General features: G+C 64.9%; 17 protein-coding genes. 11 read left to right on the forward strand and 6 right to left on the reverse strand.

All coding sequences use genetic code 11. The features are described from left to right. Positions 1–8 precede the first annotated feature (8 nt). From PV773_RS14245 to PV773_RS14255, 3 genes are all read left to right on the forward strand, one after another. Positions 9–950: an amidohydrolase family protein gene (locus PV773_RS14245; protein WP_347966972.1), complete on the forward strand. Its 942-nt coding sequence runs from the start codon at positions 9–11 to the stop codon at positions 948–950. Positions 951–1,036: 86 nt separating this feature from the next. Continuing rightward, positions 1,037–2,407: a UbiD family decarboxylase gene (locus PV773_RS14250; protein ID WP_347966973.1), complete on the forward strand. Its 1,371-nt coding sequence runs from the start codon at positions 1,037–1,039 to the stop codon at positions 2,405–2,407. Between the two features lie 10 nt (positions 2,408–2,417). Further along, the gene (locus tag PV773_RS14255; RefSeq protein WP_347966974.1) at positions 2,418–3,038 is read left to right on the forward strand and encodes a UbiX family flavin prenyltransferase; all 621 of its coding nucleotides are present in this window, start codon (positions 2,418–2,420) and stop codon (positions 3,036–3,038) included. Positions 3,039–3,107: 69 nt separating this feature from the next. Here PV773_RS14255 and PV773_RS14260 read toward each other — a convergent pair whose 3' ends face one another. From PV773_RS14260 to PV773_RS14280, 5 genes are read right to left on the reverse strand one after another with little or no spacing between them, the layout of a single operon-like run. Beyond that, the gene (locus PV773_RS14260; RefSeq protein WP_347966975.1) at positions 3,108–4,124 is read right to left on the reverse strand and encodes a GTP-binding protein; all 1,017 of its coding nucleotides are present in this window, start codon (positions 4,122–4,124) and stop codon (positions 3,108–3,110) included. Then, positions 4,124–6,442, reverse strand: coding sequence for a xanthine dehydrogenase family protein molybdopterin-binding subunit (locus tag PV773_RS14265; protein WP_347966976.1), 2,319 nt, complete (start codon positions 6,440–6,442; stop codon positions 4,124–4,126). The genes PV773_RS14260 and PV773_RS14265 overlap by 1 nt, the downstream gene beginning before the upstream one ends. Beyond that, entirely contained in the window at positions 6,439–6,924 is a 486-nt protein-coding gene (locus PV773_RS14270) for a (2Fe-2S)-binding protein (protein WP_347966977.1), read from the reverse strand. Before PV773_RS14270 ends, PV773_RS14265 begins: the two co-directional genes overlap by 4 nt. Next, the gene (locus PV773_RS14275; protein WP_347966978.1) at positions 6,921–7,784 is read right to left on the reverse strand and encodes a xanthine dehydrogenase family protein subunit M; all 864 of its coding nucleotides are present in this window, start codon (positions 7,782–7,784) and stop codon (positions 6,921–6,923) included. The genes PV773_RS14270 and PV773_RS14275 overlap by 4 nt, the downstream gene beginning before the upstream one ends. A gap of 52 nt (positions 7,785–7,836) precedes the next feature. Further along, complete coding sequence (locus PV773_RS14280) at positions 7,837–8,616, reverse strand: GntR family transcriptional regulator (RefSeq protein ID WP_347966979.1); 780 nt, start codon at positions 8,614–8,616, stop codon at positions 7,837–7,839. 68 nt (positions 8,617–8,684) lie between these two features. Between PV773_RS14280 and PV773_RS14285 the strand changes: the two genes are divergently transcribed. The 8 genes from PV773_RS14285 (at position 8,685) to PV773_RS14320 (ending at position 17,112) form a co-directional block, all read left to right on the forward strand. Then, positions 8,685–9,011, forward strand: a complete 327-nt coding sequence (locus tag PV773_RS14285) for a hypothetical protein (protein ID WP_347966980.1) — start codon at positions 8,685–8,687, stop codon at positions 9,009–9,011. Positions 9,012–9,052: 41 nt separating this feature from the next. Continuing rightward, a complete protein-coding gene (locus tag PV773_RS14290; protein WP_347966981.1) occupies positions 9,053–10,351 on the forward strand; it encodes an amidohydrolase family protein in 1,299 nt (432 codons plus the stop codon). Between the two features lie 50 nt (positions 10,352–10,401). Beyond that, positions 10,402–11,382, forward strand: a complete 981-nt coding sequence (locus tag PV773_RS14295) for a BMP family protein (RefSeq protein ID WP_347966982.1) — start codon at positions 10,402–10,404, stop codon at positions 11,380–11,382. A 50-nt stretch (positions 11,383–11,432) separates the two neighbouring features. Beyond that, on the forward strand, positions 11,433–12,416 hold the full coding sequence (locus PV773_RS14300) for a BMP family protein (RefSeq protein WP_347966983.1): 984 nt from the start codon (positions 11,433–11,435) through the stop codon (positions 12,414–12,416). Between the two features lie 68 nt (positions 12,417–12,484). Then, complete coding sequence (locus tag PV773_RS14305) at positions 12,485–13,582, forward strand: ABC transporter permease (protein ID WP_347966984.1); 1,098 nt, start codon at positions 12,485–12,487, stop codon at positions 13,580–13,582. Positions 13,583–13,590: 8 nt separating this feature from the next. Next, positions 13,591–14,523, forward strand: coding sequence for an ABC transporter permease (locus PV773_RS14310; protein WP_347966985.1), 933 nt, complete (start codon positions 13,591–13,593; stop codon positions 14,521–14,523). A 10-nt stretch (positions 14,524–14,533) separates the two neighbouring features. After that, complete coding sequence (locus PV773_RS14315) at positions 14,534–16,093, forward strand: ABC transporter ATP-binding protein (RefSeq protein ID WP_347966986.1); 1,560 nt, start codon at positions 14,534–14,536, stop codon at positions 16,091–16,093. 107 nt (positions 16,094–16,200) lie between these two features. Further along, positions 16,201–17,112: a LysR substrate-binding domain-containing protein gene (locus PV773_RS14320; protein ID WP_347966987.1), complete on the forward strand. Its 912-nt coding sequence runs from the start codon at positions 16,201–16,203 to the stop codon at positions 17,110–17,112. A gap of 62 nt (positions 17,113–17,174) precedes the next feature. Here the strand turns inward: PV773_RS14320 and PV773_RS14325 are convergent, their stop codons facing one another. Beyond that, the gene (locus tag PV773_RS14325; RefSeq protein ID WP_347966988.1) at positions 17,175–18,056 is read right to left on the reverse strand and encodes an intradiol ring-cleavage dioxygenase; all 882 of its coding nucleotides are present in this window, start codon (positions 18,054–18,056) and stop codon (positions 17,175–17,177) included. Positions 18,057–18,068 lie beyond the last annotated feature (12 nt).

The following is an 18,068-nucleotide window of genomic DNA, read 5'->3' on the forward strand; positions in this document are numbered from 1 at the left end:
GACCACTAATGATTATCGACACCCACCTCCATCCGACCAACCTGGTCGACGAGGCCTGGCGCCACACCGGCACGCCTTTCAACGGCGAGCGCATGCTCAAGCTGATGGACGGACCCTACATGATCAACGGCAAGCCGCGCCGCATCGACATGGGCTTCATCCAGCCGCCGCCCGGCAACACCGGCTATCGCGACGGCAACCGCATGGGCCGCGAAGGCATCCGCGACTACATGGCCTACATCGCCGAACTGTGCCAGAAATACCCCGACCGCTTCATCGGCAACTTCAACTACAACCCGCGCTGGGGCCCCGAAAACGGCGCGGCGGAGCTGGAATTCCACGTCAAGGAATACGGCTTCAAGATGTTGAAGCTGCACGCCAACATGCATGGCTACCGGCCCGACCGCGCGCTCGACTGGCTGCGGCCGGCGATGAAGAAATGCGCCGAACTCGGCGTCGTCGTGCTGATCCACACCGGCGACGGCCCCTACACCATCCCGACGATGTTCTATCCGATCATCCGCGAGTTCCCGATGGTCAACTTCATCATCGGTCATTTCGGCATCCAGACGGGCGGCAACTATTCGTTTGAGTCCTTCTGGATGGCGATGGACACGCCCAACGTCTATTGCGAATCCGGCTGGTGCTTCCAGTCGCGCATCGTCGAGTTCGCCAAGGAACTGCCCAAGAACAAGATCGTGTTCGGCACCGATTCGCCGCCCAACGAACCGGGCATGTGGCTGCGCGAGCTCGAGGTGCTGTGCCATGAGCCGCCGCACGGGCTCGGCCTCTCCGAGGACGACCTCGAGGGCTATCTCGGCAACAACATCGCCAAGCTCGTCGGCATCGAACCCACTCCTCCGCCGCGTACCATGGACGAGGCGAAGGCGCGCCTGACCGACACTTATGCCGGTCTCAGGCGCAACGAGGGTCAGGTAGTTCCCGCCTGACACCCCGGGGCGGCGGCTCGTGTCCAAGGGCCGCTGCCCACCCCTTTTGAAGCCAGGTGAAGACGACAGCCACGATGGGAAAGCCCATGCAGTTCAGCAGCCAGGACGTTCGCCACTTCCTCAGCGACTACAAGAGGATCCATCCGGAGGACGTGCTGACCGTCGAGGATCGAGTTTCCGACGACCAGGACGTGTCGGCTTTCGTCTGGAAGCTCAAGGAGCAGGGCAGGGCACCGCTGCTGCATTTCCGCAATGTCGATGGCCTGGGCGTCGAGGTGGTCGCCAACATCTTCGGTTCGCGCGAGCGCATCGCGCGCATGTTCGGAACCACGCCGGACCGGCTGCACGAGGCCTATCAGGCCCGTTCGCGCCGCGCCGCGCCCCCGAAGGTTCTGGACAGCGGACCCGTCACCGAACTGGTGCAGCAGCGTGACATCGACCTTGCAGCACTGCCGATGCTCAGGCACTTCGCCACCGACAGGGCGAAGTACATCACCAGCGGCATCATCATCGCCGAACATCCAGAAACGGGCGCCGGCAACCTCAGCTACCACCGCGCCATGATCCATTCGAAGAACGAGCTGGCGACGAGCCTGCATTCGCGCGGCCATCTCTGGCGTCTGCTCAACATGGCCAAGGACCGGGGCGAGCCGCTGAAGGTGGCAATGGTCATCGGCGCCCACCCGCTGTTCATGATCGCAGCCTCCGCGCGCCTCGCCTTCGGCGAGGACGAGCGCGACGTCGCCGGTGGCCTGCTGGGCCAACCGCTTGAGGTGGTGCGCACGCCGCGCTACGGCATCCGCGTGCCGGCCCATGCCGAATTCGTCCTGGAGGGCGTCATCGAGCCGGAGGCGCACGTGGCCGAGGGGCCGTTCGGCGAGTTCACCGGCTATTCGTCCGACAGGTCGACCAACAACCTTTTCCGGGTCGAGACGCTGATGCGCCGCAGGGACGCGATGCTGGTCAGCGTAGCCGGCGGCAACTCGGACGAGCACCTCAACCTGGGCCGCGTGCCGCGCGAGGCGGAGATGGTCGAGAAGCTGAAGCAGCGCTTCCCCAGTGTTACTGCCGTGCACTATCCGGCCTCGGGCACCCATTTCCACGCCTATGTGGCGCTCAACCAGATGCGGCCGGGCGAGGCGCGCCAGGTGATGCTGGGGCTGCTCGGCTGGGACGCCTATCTGAAGACAGTGGTCGCCGTAGACGCCGATGTCGACGTCACCCGCGATTCCGAGGTGCTGTGGGCACTTTCGGCGCACTTCCAGCCGCATCGCGACGTCGTCATCATCGAAGGCCTGCCCGGCAATGCGCTGGACCCGTCGGCGTCCGGCATCGGCACCACCTCGCGCATGGGGCTGGACGCGACGCGCGGTCCCGACTTCCACGGCGTGCTCGCCAAGATCGGCGACGACGCCTTTGCGCGGGCATCGGAAATTCTCGGCAGACTGGCTCGCTAGGAGAGGCAAGATGCAACCGGACAGCGCCGGCAGGAAACGAATGATCGTCGGGATCAGCGGTGCGTCCGGGGTAATCTACGGCGTCCGGTTGCTGGAGATCCTGCGCGAACTCGACATAGAGACGCATCTGGTGGTCTCGCAGGCTGCCCGGATCACGTTGGCGATGGAGACCGACCTCAAGCTCGCCGACATCGAGAAACTGGCGACCGTCGTGCATTCCAACAAGGACGTGGGCGCGGCCTGCTCCAGCGGTTCGTTCCGCACCATGGGCATGATCGTCGCGCCATGTTCGGTGAAGACGCTGTCCGAGATCGCCAGCGGCATCACCTCGTCGCTTCTGTCGCGCGCAGCCGATGTGACGTTGAAGGAACGGCGCCGGCTGGTTCTGATGCTGCGCGAGACACCGCTGCATCTCGGCCATATCCGCGCCATGGCCCAGGCGACCGAGGCCGGAGCCATCATCTGCCCGCCGGTGCCGGCCTTCTACACGCGGCCGGCAAGCCTCGACGACATGGTCAACCACACCGTCGGACGCGTGCTCGACCTGTTCGACATCGACGCTGGCCTGGCGCATCGCTGGACCGGCCGTCGCGCCGAAGACGCCCGCGACGGCTCCATCTTGCCGCAGTAGCTTCAACAATCCTGGCGACAAAAAGGAGGCCGGCGCGAAGCCGGCCTCGAAACGGCGCGCTCGCGTGGATCAGGCGAGGCAGCCGCGCAGATCGGCCTCGAGTTCGCCGCGGTCGAGCCTGCGGCCGATGAACACCAGCTTGCTGTAGGGCGTATCCTTGCCCCAGACGTGGTCGGCGCGGAAATCCATCAGCCTGTGCACCGCCTGCAGGACGAAGAAGCGCGGATCGCCTGATATCGAGATGATGCCCTTGGTGCGGAACATGTCGTCACCGCGTTCTTCGAGCAGTGCCGAGAGGTAGGCCGTCAGACGATCATGGTGGAATGGCTTGTCGAAGACGAAGGACTCCGAGCCGACCGTCGCGTCGTGGGCGTGTCCGTGGTGATGGTGATGGTGATGATGACGATCGAGATCGAGCAGCTTGGCCCGCTCCGCCACATAGGAGGGGGCAAAGCCGGAGATCCCGAGGATGCTCGACAGTTCGACCTTGCCGTAGCTCGAGCGCACGATTTCGGCCGTCTGGTTGAGCTTGCGCATGTTGCGCTCCAGTGGGTCGATTTCGTCTTTCGACACGAGGTCGATCTTGTTGATGACGATGCGGTCGGCGGCGACGATCTGGTCGACCGCCTGGTTGTCCCGTCCGTCGAGAACGGGATCGTCGACATGCTGTCCGATATGCTTGGCGTCGACCAGGGTCACGATGCCGTCGAGAGTCACCTGCTTGCCGATCTCGTCGTCGATGAAGAAGGCGGTTGCCACCGGAGTCGGGTCGGCGAGCCCGCTGGTCTCGACCAGGATATGGTCGAATTTGTCTTTTCGCGCGAGCAGCTTCTGCAGCACCTCGATCAGGTCGTTGCGCACGTCCACGAAGCAGCAGATGCAGCCGTTCTTCATCTGGTAGATTTCCTCCTCCGAGGCGAGCACCAGGTCGGAATCGACGTCGACCTCGCCGAACTCGTTCTCGATCACCGCGATGCGGTGACCGTGTCGTTCGGTGAGGATGTGGTTGAGCAGCGTCGTCTTTCCCGCGCCGAGGAAGCCGGTCAGGATGGTGACGGGGATTTTGCTGTCTTGGCTGGCCTGCATCACTGCCTCGTTTCGCTGTTCTTGGCCCTGAGTGCGTTCAGCACGTTCTCGGGCGTGATCGGATAGTGGCGGAAGCGGACGCCGATGGCGTCGTAGATGGCGTTGGCGATCGCCGGGCCGATGGCGATGATCGGGTCCTCGCCGACGCCCTTGGCGCCATAGGGACCGCCGGGATCAGGCGCCGTCTCCAGGATGATCGTTCGGATCGGCGGCATGTCCATCGACAGCGGCATCTTGTAGTCGACGAAGCTCGGGTTGAGCGAGCGGCCGTTGGTGAGGTCGATGACATAGTCCTCGCTCAGCGTGTGGCCGATGCCCTGCTGGATGCCGCCCTCGATCTGGCCGGCGGCGGCGATCGGGTGGATCACCTTGCCGATCTCGTGCACCGGCACGACCTGCAGCACGGCGACCTCGCCGGTCTCGGTGTCGACCTCGACCTCGGCGAAATGCGCGGCGAAGGAATAGGACTTGGTCGGCATGTAGGTGCCGACGCCGACCAGTTGCACTGCCGGCATGCCGCGCTGCGGGCCGACCGCCTCCGCCAAGCCGATGCTGCGGTTCGAGCCGCCGGTCGAAACCACAAGCCCTTCGCGGATGGTAAGTTCCTCGGCTCTGGCTTCGAGCATCGGGGCCGTGTGCTCCAGGATCTGGCGGCGCACGTCGGCCGCGGCAAGCTGTGCCGCCCGACCGCCGAGATAGGTCGTGTGGCTGGCGAAGGCGCCGATGTCCCAGGGCACGATGTCGGTGTCGCCTTGGACGACCGAGACGGTTTCGAACGGCACGCCGAGCTCTTCGGCGACGATCTGCGAGAGTGCCGTGTGCGCGCCGGTGCCGAGGCCGGCAGTTCCGGTGATCAGCGTCACCGTTCCATCCTCGTTCATCTTCACGATGGCGTTGCCCTGCTCCTTGATGCCGGGGTAGGCACTGGAGCCGTGCATCTCGCAGCCGATGCCTATGCCGCGGCGCTTGATGCCTTCAGGCTTGTCGCCCTTGCGCGTCTCGTGCCAGTCGGTCTCCTCCATGGCGCGGCGGATGCAGTCCTCCAGCCCGTGGCCGACGATGGGGTGGCCGGAGGGCGCGATGTCGCCGTCGCGCACGGCGTTCATCAGCTTGAATTCGGCCGGATCGAAACCGAGCTTCTCGGCCGCCTCGTCCATCATCAGGTCGAGTGCGTAGTAGGTCTGGACGACGCCATAGCCGCGGAAGGCGCCCGCGATGGGCGAGTTGGTGTAGATGCAGCGGCCTTCCAGCCGGACGTTTTCGCAGCGATAGAGAGAAGTCAGCGCCGCGGTCCCGACATTGGTGACGCCCGGACCGTGCGAACCGTAGGCGCCCGAGTTGAAGGTAACCCTCGCCTCGCGGGCGGTGATGCGGCCGCCCTTTGTGAAGCCCTGCTTCAGCCAGATCTTGCCGGGATGGCGCGAACGGCCGCCGAGGAAAGTCTCCTTGCGGCTGAATTCCATCTTCACCGGACGGCCCGTCTGGCGGGCGAGCAGCGCGCAGAGGAATTCGTGCTGGAACAGGTCCTGCTTGGCGCCGAAGCCGCCGCCCATGTGGTCGACCACCACGCGCACCTTGTTGAGCGGCACGCCCAGCACCTCGGCCAGCGTGCCGCGCACCATGAAGGCGCTCTGCGTCGAGGTCCACATGGTGAGCTTGCCGTTGCCGTCCCACAGGCTCACGCAGACATTGGGCTCCATGTAGGCCGGCGTCGGGCGGCCGAGATCGTATTCGCGCTCGAGGATCAGGTCGGCCTCGGCGAAACCCTTGTCGACGTCGCCGCGCATGACCAGGACCGGCGGCAGCACGTTGTTCTGGTCGAGCCCGTTGTCATGGATCGACGGAGCGCCGGGCTTCAGCGCGTCCTCGAGGGTGAAGACGCCGGGCAGCGGCTCGTACTCGATTTCGATGAGCGCGATGGCGCGTTCGGCGATCTCTTCGCTGGTCGCGGCGACGGCGGCGACGCCTTCGCCCCAGTAGCGAACCCTGTCGTCGAGGATGTACTGGTCCTTGGTCACCGAGGCCGAGCGTGGATGCGGCGAGCCCGAATGGAGGATGCGCGGTACGTTCTGGTGCGTCAGCACCGCCTTGACGCCCTTGAGCGCGAGCGCCTTGCTGGTGTCGATGCTCTTGATCCGGGCGTGGGCGATGTTGCTGCGTTTCATCTTGGCGTGCAGCATTCCCGGCAGGGCGATGTCCCCGGCATATTTGGCCGTGCCCGTCACCTTTTCCAGCGTGTCGGAGCGCTTGACGCTCTTGCCCACCACAGTGAAGTCGCGGTCGCCGAAATCGGCGTCGATGCGTTCATGCGTGTTCATAGCGTCTTCGCTTTCCTGAGCTCTTCGGCCGTGGCCCGGACCGCATCGATGATCTTGGTGTATCCGGTGCAGCGGCAGATGTTGCCGGCGAGCGCGAAGCGGATCTCTTCCTCGCTCGGGTCGGGGTTCTCGTCGAGCAGCGCCTTGGACATCATGATGATACCGGGCGTGCAGAAGTCGCATTGCGAGCCGCCGAACTCCATGAATTTCTGCTGCAGCGGGTGCGGCCGGTCGTAGGCGAGCTGCAGGCCCTCGATGGTCTCGATGTTTGCGCCTTCGGCCTCGATGCCAAGCACCAGGCAGGCGTTTACCGGCTTGCCATCCATCACGATCGTGCAGGCGCCGCAGTCGCCGACGTCGCAGCCCTTCTTGGTGCCGGTGAGTCCGCCTTCGCTGCGCAGCGCGTCGAGCAGGGTCAGGTTCGGGGTGACTGCAAGCTCCCGAACTTCGCCGTTGATCGTCATCGATACGAGCCGGTTCATTGTGCACCTCCCATGGCATGGCCGATCGCCCGGCGCGTCAGCACGCCGACCATCTCGCGACGGTAGGCTGCGCTGGCACGCACGTTGCCGATGGGCGCGGATTCCTGCATCGCGCTTTCGGCGGCCTCGGCCAGCAACGCAGGGTCGATGCGGCGGCCGCGCAGCAGCGCCTCGGTCCTGCGGGCGCGGATCACCGTCGGGGCGACGGCCCCGAGCGCAATGCGGATCTCCGAACATGTGCCGGCCTCATGCTCGAGACTGACGGCGACGCCGACGGTGGCGAGTTCCATGGCCTTGCGGCGGCCGTGCTTGATGTAGGCCTTACCGCTCGTTGCCCGCGGCGCCGGCAACGCGATGCCGGTGACGATGTCGCCGGGCACCAGCACCGTCCGGCCGGGACCGGTGAAGAGCTCATCGAGAAGGATGCGGCGCTCGCCGCCGCCGTTGAAGACGGTCAGGCTGGCGCAGTCGGCGATCAGCGGGGGGATGGTGTCGGCCGAGGGCGAGGCGCGGCAGATGTTGCCCATGACGGTCGCCCGGTTGCGCACCTGCACCGAGCCAAGCAGGCTCGCCGCCTTGGCCAGGTTCGGATAGTTGCGGATGACTACGGGCGAGGTCTCGATCTCGCGGACGGTGACAAGTGCGCCGAAGCGAAGCCCGTTCTCAGGGTCGTAGGCGAAATCCCCGAGGCCCGGGATCTTCTTGATGTTGACGACGTGGAGGGCGCTGCGCAGCTCCTCCTTCAGTTCGACGAGAAGGTCGGTGCCTCCCGCGATGATGCTGGCATCCTTGCCGAGCTCGGCCAGCAGCGCGCTGGCCTCGGCCAGGCTCGCCGGCTCGTGGTAGTCGAAGCTCTTCATTCCGTTCCTCCCTTTGTCGGCCGATCTCCCCTCCGCCAACGGCGAAATGGGGTCAGTCGAAATCTTGCCTGGCATCCTCCCCGCCAGCGGGGCCGGTTTCGCTCCCGGCTTCCTGCGCTTCTTCCAGCCCCCGCATCGCTGCCTTGCGGTCGGCGCCGAGCTCGCGCTCCAATGCACGCAGATGTTCGGTGTTGAGGCGGGCGGCGTCTTCGCCGTCGCCCGCCGCGATCGCCGCGACGATCTCGGCATGGGCGTGGTTGCCGCAGAAGCGGCGCTTGGTGTCGGGCCGCGACCACGACAGGAGCGGCTGACGGTTGATCAGGTCGCGAATGACCGAGGTCAGGACGTCGTTGCCGGCGAGCTCGGCCATCAGCAGATGGAAGCGCCGCGACAGGTGCCGGGCGTCCTCCATACGGCCGTCCTCATAGGCCTTGCGCTCGTCGCCGACGAAGGCACGCAGTCTTGCCAGGCCGTCCTGGGTGACCATCCCGGCCAAGGTCCTGACGGTCGAGTTCTCTATGACGATGCGCGCGTCGAAGATCTGGCGCGCCTCGTCGGGCGAACACATGGCGATGGTGGCGCCCTTGTTGGGGCTGAGCTCGACAAGACCGGCATGGGCCAGGTGCACGAGGCCGTTGCGGATCGCCGATCTGCTCGCTCCCGAGGCAATGCCCAGCTCGCGCTCGATCAGCCGCGTGCCGGGCGCGATCCTGTGGCCGAGGATCGCCTCGACGATCACCTGGACGACCCGCTGCTCCGCCTCCGGGCCGCTCATCGCGGCGCCGGCCGGTGGGCGGACGCCATTTGCGGGATGGAAGGGGGAAGGGGCCATGTGCGAACTCCTGCCAGCGATTGTTGACAATCTATACTTTGAGAATTGATTGTCAACAATTCAGAAAATTGTCGAAACTATCAGTAAACATCAAGTCAAGTAAAATATTTGGCGGCGCAAAATGCGCAAATTTAAGAAAACATCACGATGAATTGGAATTTATAGGAAACAATATTCGCCAATTTATAATTGCAAAACCCAAGATAAATCCCGAATTCGAGGAAGAATTTTGGAATATTGGCCGCGCATACGGCACGCGTATTTCGCGCTCGTCGCTTCTGATCTTCAGATGCGATCCGTCCGGGGAGGCATTTGGCGCGCTTCTCGCAATCCATGAAAAAGCAGCAACAATATATATTGATAATGAAATTGTTTCATCAATTCGCCGTTCGTAGGGTTACCTGCAGCGGACCGCCGAACAGCACGGAGCGAGTTGATGCGTACACTTTCCTGGGAGCGTATCAAGGAGAGCGGCCGCCCGTTCCTGCTCCATGGCGGACGTGTCGTCCGCGGCACCGACGGTCCGGCGCGGGCGGACATCCTGGTCTCCGAGGGCGGGCGCATCGCCCGCATCGCAGAGCGGATCGAGACCGGTCCCGAGGCTTTCCAGGTCGATGTGACCGGTGCGCTGGTGTCGCCCGGTTTCGTCGACATGCACCAGCACCTCGACAAGACCGGCGTGCTGAAGTTCACGCCCAATCCCTCCGGAACGCTGCAGGGGGCGCGCGACGCCTTCGCCAAATACGCCCGCACCGCGCCGCCTGAGGACGTAAGCCGGCGCGCGGCGCGCACCATGGCGCGCTGCCTGGCGCGCGGCACCACGGCGATACGCAGCCACGTGAACGTCGACAAGGACGCCGGCTTCAACGGCATCGAGGCGCTTGCGCAGCTGAGGTCCGACTGGGCTGACCGTATGACGTTGCAGCTCGTCGCCTTCATGACGCCGCACCCAAACCAGGACCTCGCCTGGCTTGCGAGCAACATCGATGCGGCCGTGGACCAGGCGGATGCGGTGGGGGGAACGCCGGCGGTGGCCGAAGATCCGATGCGCTACATGGACATTCTCTTCGAGGCCGCCGTCCGCCACGAGCGCCCGATCGACCTGCATCTCGACGAACACCTCAACCCCGAACGGCCACTGTTCGGCGCAGTGTTCGAGCGTGTCCGCAAATATGGCATGCAGGGGCGCACCGTGCTCGGCCATGCCTCGGTGCTGAGCGCGCTCACCCGCTCGGAGTTCGAGCATATCCGCGACCAGTTGCTCGAGCTGGACATAGGCGTCGTCACGCTGCCGGCGGCCAATCTCTACCTGCAGGGGCGTAGCCACGACATGCTGCCGCCGCGCGGATTGACCCGCGTCGCCGAACTGGCGCGCGCCGGAGTCTGGATCGCCACGGCGTCGGACAACATAGGCGATCCGTTCGTGCCGACGGGCTCGGGCGACATGCTGGAGATCGCGCGCTGGACGCTGCTTGCCGGCCACCTGCGTGGCGACGAACTGGCGACCGTATACGAGATGACCACCAGCATCCCGGCCCGGCTGACCGGGCTCGGAAGAGACCATGGCCTGCGCGAAGGCGCCTGGGCCGATCTCGTCATCAGCGATTGCGACGACGTCAGCGCACTGGTGGCACAGGGGCCGGACCGGATGCAGGTCCTGGCCAGGGGAAAGCCGGTTCTGGGAGGGACCGAGCTGCCATGCACGGAGGTTCGTGCGATGGCCGAGACGAGCTGACCGGCGGACATGACCGTCGGGATGGCATGATGAAAAAAGGGAGGAACATCATGACGATCACGAGAAGGATTTTTCTGGCAGGAATGACCACCGCCGCGATCCTGGTGCTGGGGCCGGCGGTCGCGCAGAACAAGCCGTTCAAGATGGGACTTCTGGTCCCGGGCAGCGTTTCCGAGGAGGGCTGGAACCGCATCGGCTACAACGCGCTCAAAGGCGTCGAGAAGGAACTCGGTGCGCAGGTCAGCTATGTCGAACTGCAGCAGAACCCGGCGTCGTTCGAAAAGGCGTTTCGCGACTTCGCCAGCCAGGGTTATGACGTCATTCTCGGCCATGGTTTCGAACTGCAGGACGCCGCGCTCGCGGTAGCCCCCGAATATCCCGGCACCATGTTCCTGGTGTCTTCCAGCTACGTCTCGGAAGGCAATGTCATCGGGCTCAACACCGACACCAGCCAGCCCTTCTACCTGATGGGCGTGATCGCGGCCAAGACCGGCAAGAAGGCCGGGCTGGTGGGCGGCATGGAAATCCCGCCGATCAAGGAAGCCTTCGAAGGCTTCACCAACGGCGCCCGCAGCGTCTCGCCCGACTTCCCGATCAGCGAAGTCTATATCGGCAACTTCACTGACACGACTGCCGCCAAGGAAGCCAGCCTGAGCATGATCGCGCAGGGCGCCGACTTCATCGTGCCCAACGCCTCGGGCGCGACGGTCGGCGGCTACCAGGCGGTGGCCGAATCCGGCGGCGACGTGAAGACCTTCAGCATCTTCAGCGACTTCACGGAGGTGGCGCCGAAGAACATCCTCGGCCTCTACGTCGCCGACTATGCCCGGGGCGTGGTCCGCGTCGTCGGCGACATCAAGAACGGCAAGAAGCCGACGTCGAATGTCGACTTCGGGCTCAAGGACGCCGACGTGATGAAGTTCGCCTACAACGACAAGGCCGCCACGCCCGTCTCCGGGGAGACGCGGAAACTCATCGACGAGATCCGGGCCAAGATAATCGCCGGCGAGCTCAAGACCCGCAGCAAATAGCTGCCGCGGGCATGCCTCGTCTCATGATGATTGGAGGAATGGAGGGCATCATGACGATTACAAGAAGGACATGTATCGCCGGCATGGCGGCGATGGCGACAAGCCTGGCCGCCGGCCGGGCTTCAGCCCAGGCCGCGTTCAAGATGGGCCTGCTCGTGCCCGGCAGCGTGGCGGAGGAGGGCTGGAACCGCATCGCCTACGACGCGCTGAAGCGGGTCGAGAAGGAACTCGGGGCAGAGGTCAGCTACGTCGAGCTGCACGACAATCCCACGGCGTTCGAAGGCGCGTTCCGCAACTATGCCAGCCAGGGCTACGACGTGGTGCTGGGGCACGGCTTCCAGTTCCAGGACGCAGCACTGAACGTCGCGCCCGAGTTCCCCGACACCGTATTCCTGATCTCGTCCAGCTACATCTACGAAGGCAATGTCATCGGCCTGAACACGGACTCGAGCGAGCCCTTCTATCTGATGGGCGTGATCGCCGCGAAAACCGGCAAGTCGGCGGGCTTGATCGGCGGCATGGAAATTCCGCCGATCAAGCAATCCTTCGAAGGCTTCATCAACGGCGCAAAGAGCGTCGATCCGAACTTCGAGGTGCCGCAGGTCTATCTCAACAGCTTCACCGATGCGACGGCAGGCAAGGAAGCCGCGCTCAGCATGATCGCGAGGGGCGTGGGGATCGTCGTGCCCAATGCCAATGCCGCGGGGCTGGGCGTGATACAGGCCGCGCGCGAATCCGGGCCCAAGGTGCGGACCTTCAGCGTCTACAGCGACTACACCGAGATCGCTCCGCAGAACATCCTGGGCACGTATCTCGCCGACTACGGGCAGGGCATCGTCCGGATCGTGTCCGAAGTGAAGGGCGGAAACTTCAAGCCGGAGTCGAACATCGTGTTCGGCCTGAAGGACCCGGACGTGATGAAGTTCAGCTACAACGACGGGGCCACCGACGCCGTCCCCGCCGACGTCCGGAGCTACGTCGACGAGATCAAGACGAAGATAGTCGCCGGCGAGATCGTGACGCGCCAGAAGTGAGCGGCATTGCCTCCGGGCCGCCCATGCTCGCGGCCCGGACCCTTCCCCTACCAGAAGCGATTTGATCGATGGCAAACATAGAGAGCGGACCGCCCGTGGCGGTAGCCGCGGAACAATTCAAGCAAGGCGGGCGCCTTGCCTCGCGGATGGTCGCGTCGGTCGCCCTGCCGGCGGCTGCGGTCCTGGTCGCGCTGATCTGCGGCGCCGTCCTGCTGGCCGCGAGCGGCTTCAATCCTTGGGATGTCTTCACCGTCATGCTGGCTGGCGTGTTCCAGGACATGCGATCCATCGCCGAGGTGCTGCTCAAGGCGACCCCGCTCATCCTGATCGGCGTCGGCCTGTGCGTCGCCTTCCGCTGCAGTATCTGGAACATCGGCGCCGAGGGCCAGTTGTATGCCGGGGCAGTCGCGGCCACCGCCGTGGGCGTCGCCTTCGACGGGCTCACGGCCTGGGTCTACGTGCCGCTGGTGATCGTCGCCGGCGCCCTGGCCGGCGCGGCATGGGCGGCGATCGCCGGCCTGCTCAAGATCTATTTCCGGGCGAGCGAGATCGTCACCACGATCATGCTCAACTACATTGCCATCATCTCCACCAGCTACCTCGTGACCGGGCCGCTCCGCGATGCGGCCGCCGCCTATCCGCAGTCCGCGCGACTGGTGAAGGAGGCCTGGATGCCACGCATCCTGCCGCCGACCCGGCTGCATGTCGGCATCCTGATCGCCCTAATGCTGGCGGTGGCGGTCTATGTCTTCCTGTTCCGCAGCAGCAAGGGTTTTGCCGTCCGCGTCGTCGGCATCAGCCCGCATGCAGCCCGCTATGCCGGCATGAGCGTGTCGCGCAACATCATGCTGGCAATCTGCATCAGCGGTGCCATGGCCGGGCTTGCCGGCGCCTTCGAGATCGCCGGCGTCACGCGCCGCCTCTACCAGAACATCTCGCCCGGCTACGGCTTCGAAGGCATCGCGGTGGCGCTGCTCGCCAACAACAACCCGATCGGCGCAATCTTCTCCGGCGTGCTGTTTGCGGTCCTCCGCTCCGGCTCCGAGCTGATGCAGATCACGGCCCAGGTGCCGCAGGTCCTCGTCTCCGTGATCCAGGGCATCGTCATTCTCTCGGTCGTCGGTTTCGGGGTCTACCGCTACCGTGCTGTGCGCCCGTCCGAATAGGTGAAAACATGGAAGACCTCGCGACACTCGGCTTCATCGCCACCACGCTTGGCGCCACCTGGCGGCTGGCAACGCCGCTGATCTTTGCCGCCATAGGCGAGGTCTTTTCCGAGCGCGCCGGCGTTCTCAACATCGGGCTCGAAGGGGTGATGCTGATGGGAGCCTTCTTCGGCTTTGCCGCCGCGTTCACCTCCGGCAGCATCATGCTCGGCCTGCTCGCGGCCATCGCCGCCGGCCTGGCCATGGGACTTCTGTTCGCCGTCTTCACCATCACCGTCAAGGCCGACCAGATCGTCGTCGGGGCGGCGATCAACCTGATCGGCCTCGGCCTCACGGCCTTCCTGTTCCGCACCTACTTCGTCTCGACCGGCAAGGGCGTCGAAATCGCCCGGCCGATAGCGGTTCCCTGGCTGGTCGACCTGCCCCTGGTCGGCGAGGCGCTCTTCCGCCAGAATGCCCTGGTCTACAGCACGGTACTGGTCGCTCTGCTTGCGGTGTTCGTGCTTTACAAAACCTCGTTCGGGCTGACGCTTCGCGCTGTCGGCGAACATCCCAAGGCAGTCGACGTCGCCGGGCGCAGCGTCGCGCTCTACCGCTACGGCGCGGTGTTGATCTGCTGCTCGCTGACGGCATTCGGCGGTGCCTTTCTGACGCTCGGCCATTCCAACCAGTTCGTCGAAGGCATCACTTCGGGCCGTGGCTTCATCGCCCTGGCGGTCGTCGTCTTTGCCCGCTGGTCGCCGACTGGTGCCTTCTTCGTGGCGCTGCTATTCGGGCTGTTCTACTCGCTGCAGCTTCAGCTGCAGGCGCAGCCGGGCCTGCTCGTGCCCTACCAGCTGTTCCAGGCGCTGCCCTACATCATGACCATCCTTGCGCTGATGCTGGTGCGCAACAAGGGCGACACGCCCGCCATGCTTGGCGTGCCCTTCAGGAAGTCGTGAGGAGGCGGCGATGAGCGGCAGACAATTGCTTCTGATGGACAACATCCGCAAGCGCTTCGGCAACGTCATTGCCAGCGCCGGCGTGACGCTGGAGGTGGAAGAGAACGAGATCCATGCGCTGCTCGGCGAGAACGGTGCAGGCAAGAGCGTGCTGATGAACATCCTCTGCGGCGTGCTGTCGCCCGACGAGGGCCGGATCGCCTACAAGGGCCAGCCGCTCAAGCTCGGCTCGCCGCGCGAGGCGATCCGACACCGCATCGGCATGGTGCATCAGCATTTCATGCTGGTTCCCAACCTCACCGTCGCCGAGAACTACGTGCTGGGCCACGGCTCGCCCCTGCGCATGATCAGCGACATGGGGGGCGTGCATGCGCGCATCACCGAGCTCAGCGACCGCTACGGACTCGACGTGCGACCGGACGCGGTGGTGTCGAAGCTGTCGGTCGGCCAGCAGCAGCGCGTCGAGATCTTGAAGGTGCTCTATCACGGCATCGACCTGCTCATCCTCGACGAGCCGACCGCGGTGCTTACGCCGCAGGAGACCGGCAGGCTGCTCGAGTTGTTGCGCGACCTCGTCGCCGACGGCAAGACGGTGATCTTCATCTCGCACAAGCTCGACGAGGTGATGCGCGTCAGCGACCGGGTGAGCGTGATGCGCGACGCCAGGGTGGTTTCCACGATCCGCACCACTGAGACCAGTCCGCGCGAACTGGCCCGCATGATGGTCGGCCGCGACGTGCTGATGGATCTGCCGCGCACGCAGCGGGCATCCGGCCGCGTGGTGCTGTCGGTCGACGATTTGCACTGCGACGGACAGTTCGGACTTGCGGCCGTGCGCGGCGTGTCGTTCGAGGTGCGTGAAGGCGAGATCGTCGGTGTGGCTGGTGTTTCCGGCAACGGCCAGAGCGAACTGGCGCTCGCGCTCACCGGCCTGCTTGCGCCGCGTTCGGGCAGCGTTCGGTTGAACGGGGAGGAGATCGGAGGTCAAACCTCGCAGCAGGTCAGCCGCCTGCCTGTGTCCCACATCCCGGAGGACCGCCACAAGATGGGCATCGTCCTGCCGCTGCCCTTGACCGAAAACGTCATCCTGCAGCGCTACGACCAGAAGCCGTTCAGCGCGCGCGGCCTGCTCGAATTCGGCGAAATCGCCGCCCAGACCCGCGATCTGATGCGGCGCTTCAAGGTCAAGGCCGCCGGTCCGGGCGATCTCATCCAGAACCTTTCCGGCGGCAACCAGCAGAAGCTCGTCGTCGGACGCGAACTGGCGCGGCGCTTCGATTTCCTTCTCATCAACCAGCTGACGCGCGGAATCGACATCGGCGCCACCGAGCTGGTCATGCAGGAGGTTCTCAAGCAGCGCGAGCAAGGCAAGGCCATCCTGCTGATCTCGACCGAACTGGAGGAACTGTTCGCGCTCTGCGACCGCATCCTCGTCATGTATGAAGGGCGCATCCTGGGCGAATTGCCGCCCGATCGCGCTCGGCTCGAGGAAATGGGTATGCTCATGGCCGGCAAGGCCGACGAGGCGGGCGGAAATCGGAAGCGGCGTGAAGCCGCGATTGTTGAATAGGTCGCAACAATCGGGCCGTTCATGGATGATTGAAAATCAATGGGTGGCGATGTCTATTGGGCCGTGACCTCTTCCGTCTTTCGAGCCCTCCCGGCAGGTGATCGCGCGTGAACGTAACCATCCGGCAGCTGCAGGCTTTCATCGCCGTAGCCGACCTCGGCCGCTTCAACCTCGCGGCCGGCGAACTCAACCTCACGCAGTCGGCGATCAGCATCCTGATCAAGGAACTCGAGACGAGCCTCAACCACCGCCTGTTCGATCGCCACACCCGCATGGTCAGCCTGACGACGGCGGGGCGCGAATTCCTGCCGCAGGCGCGCAAGGTCATCGCCGATCTGGAGATCGCTGTCGGCAACATCCACGATCTGGCGACGCTGCAGCGAGGGCGGGTCACGGTGGCCGCGGCCATTGTTCTCGCCGCAACCTTCCTGCCGCCGGTCATAGCGCGCTTCGTCAAGCGCTATCCCGATATCGCGGTGCAGGTGCGCGACATGCCGGAGGAAGAGATCCGGCCGGCGCTGAAACGCAATGAGGCCGATCTGGGCCTCGGCACGATCTCCGGCGACGACGCGGAGATCCAGGCGAGTGTGCTGATGCGCGACCGGCTGATGCTGATCTGCCGGTCGGACCACAGGCTGGCGCGCGCGCCGCGGGTGCGCTGGTCGGACCTCACCGGCGAGCCGCTGATCGGGCTCGCCAAGGACAATCCCCTGCGCGACCTCGTCGATCGCGCGCTGATCGCCTCGGGTACCGAAATGAAGACCAGATACGAGGTCCGCTTCTCGACGACGGCGATCAGCATGGTGGCCGAAGGGCTCGGCGTCGCCGTGCTGCCGGAGAATTCGCGCCAGCTGACCACCAATGTCGACGTTCGCGTCGTCGAATTGGTCGGGCCGGTGATCGGCCGCGACATCTCGCTCCTCCAGCACCGCCAACCGATGCTGTCGCCGGCGGCAGCCAAGATGAAGGAATTCCTGCTGGAAGCGGCACGCCAGTCCACCAAGCGCGGTACCTCGTAGATTTCGTTGCCCGGCGAAGGCGTGGCGGACATTGCCCCATCCCACCGCGCCCCAGATGCCATCTATTTGGCTGCAGCCAGCACGAAGTCGTAGTCGACGGACCAGAACGGGTTCGCGAATTCGAGGTCCCGGGCGCGGTCTGCGTCGTCGACCCTCTCGAACTCCGCGAGCAGGCTGGCCTTCACGCCGAAGACCGCATCCGAATTGATGTAGGGATCGTCCGGCACGAAGATGTGCGTGGTCAGCGTCTCGAAGCCATCGGCCGACAAGATGAAATGCAGGTGCGCCGGCCGGAACGGATGGCGGCCGAGCTTGCCGAGCAACTGGCCGACCGGACCATCGTCGGGGATCGGGTAGAAGCGCGGCTTGACGGCGCGGAACCAGTATCGACCCTCCTGGTCCGTGCGGAAGACGCCGCGCAGGTTGAAGTCGGGCTGGAGGCCCTTCTGCTGTACGTCGTAGAAGCCGTCGTCATTGGTCTGCCACACGTCGATCTTCGCATTCGCAAGCGGGCGGCCCGCGGTATCGCGGACGACGCCGGCGATGACCATGTCCTCTCCCTTGCGGTCGAGGCAGATGTTCGTGCCGAGCGGCAGTTCAGGCGCATCGTCCACGTGGAAGGGCCCGAGCACGGTGCTTTCCGATGCGCCGGCCGGCTTGCGGTTGTTCACCGCGTCGACCAGCATCGATACGCCGAGCACATCGGACAGCAGGATGAATTCCTGCCGCCAGTCGGTGCACATGTGGCCGGTGCGGGTGAGGAAGGTGATTGCCTCGAACCATTCCTGCTGGGTCGGCTCGATCTCCTTCACCGCCTCGTGCAACTTGCGCGTGATGACGGCCATCACCTGCTTGAGGCGTTCGTCCTTCGCGTTCCTGTTGCGGCCGATGACAACTTCGGCCGAGTTTAGTTCGGTGAAGAAGCCCTGTTCGTGATCGTTCATCGTCTCGTCCCG

It is taken from the genome of Mesorhizobium sp. CC13, from assembly GCF_039907765.1.
GTDB lineage: Bacteria > Pseudomonadota > Alphaproteobacteria > Rhizobiales > Rhizobiaceae > Aminobacter.

Bases quoted from the DNA above. Each gene is read 5' to 3' on its own strand.
- PV773_RS14315 (WP_347966986.1), top strand. From the start codon at position 14,534: ATGAGCGGCAGACAATTGCTTCTGATGGACAACATCCGCAAGCGCTTC.
- PV773_RS14325 (WP_347966988.1), bottom strand. From the start codon at position 18,056: ATGAACGATCACGAACAGGGCTTCTTCACCGAACTAAACTCGGCCGAA.
- PV773_RS14265 (WP_347966976.1), bottom strand. From the start codon at position 6,442: ATGAACACGCATGAACGCATCGACGCCGATTTCGGCGACCGCGACTTC.
- PV773_RS14255 (WP_347966974.1), top strand. From the start codon at position 2,418: ATGCAACCGGACAGCGCCGGCAGGAAACGAATGATCGTCGGGATCAGC.
- PV773_RS14305 (WP_347966984.1), top strand. From the start codon at position 12,485: ATGGCAAACATAGAGAGCGGACCGCCCGTGGCGGTAGCCGCGGAACAA.
- PV773_RS14275 (WP_347966978.1), bottom strand. From the start codon at position 7,784: ATGAAGAGCTTCGACTACCACGAGCCGGCGAGCCTGGCCGAGGCCAGC.
- PV773_RS14295 (WP_347966982.1), top strand. From the start codon at position 10,402: ATGACGATCACGAGAAGGATTTTTCTGGCAGGAATGACCACCGCCGCG.
- PV773_RS14310 (WP_347966985.1), top strand. From the start codon at position 13,591: ATGGAAGACCTCGCGACACTCGGCTTCATCGCCACCACGCTTGGCGCC.
- PV773_RS14300 (WP_347966983.1), top strand. From the start codon at position 11,433: ATGACGATTACAAGAAGGACATGTATCGCCGGCATGGCGGCGATGGCG.
- PV773_RS14280 (WP_347966979.1), bottom strand. From the start codon at position 8,616: ATGGCCCCTTCCCCCTTCCATCCCGCAAATGGCGTCCGCCCACCGGCC.
- PV773_RS14270 (WP_347966977.1), bottom strand. From the start codon at position 6,924: ATGAACCGGCTCGTATCGATGACGATCAACGGCGAAGTTCGGGAGCTT.
- PV773_RS14290 (WP_347966981.1), top strand. From the start codon at position 9,053: ATGCGTACACTTTCCTGGGAGCGTATCAAGGAGAGCGGCCGCCCGTTC.
- PV773_RS14250 (WP_347966973.1), top strand. From the start codon at position 1,037: ATGCAGTTCAGCAGCCAGGACGTTCGCCACTTCCTCAGCGACTACAAG.
- PV773_RS14245 (WP_347966972.1), top strand. From the start codon at position 9: ATGATTATCGACACCCACCTCCATCCGACCAACCTGGTCGACGAGGCC.
- PV773_RS14260 (WP_347966975.1), bottom strand. From the start codon at position 4,124: ATGCAGGCCAGCCAAGACAGCAAAATCCCCGTCACCATCCTGACCGGC.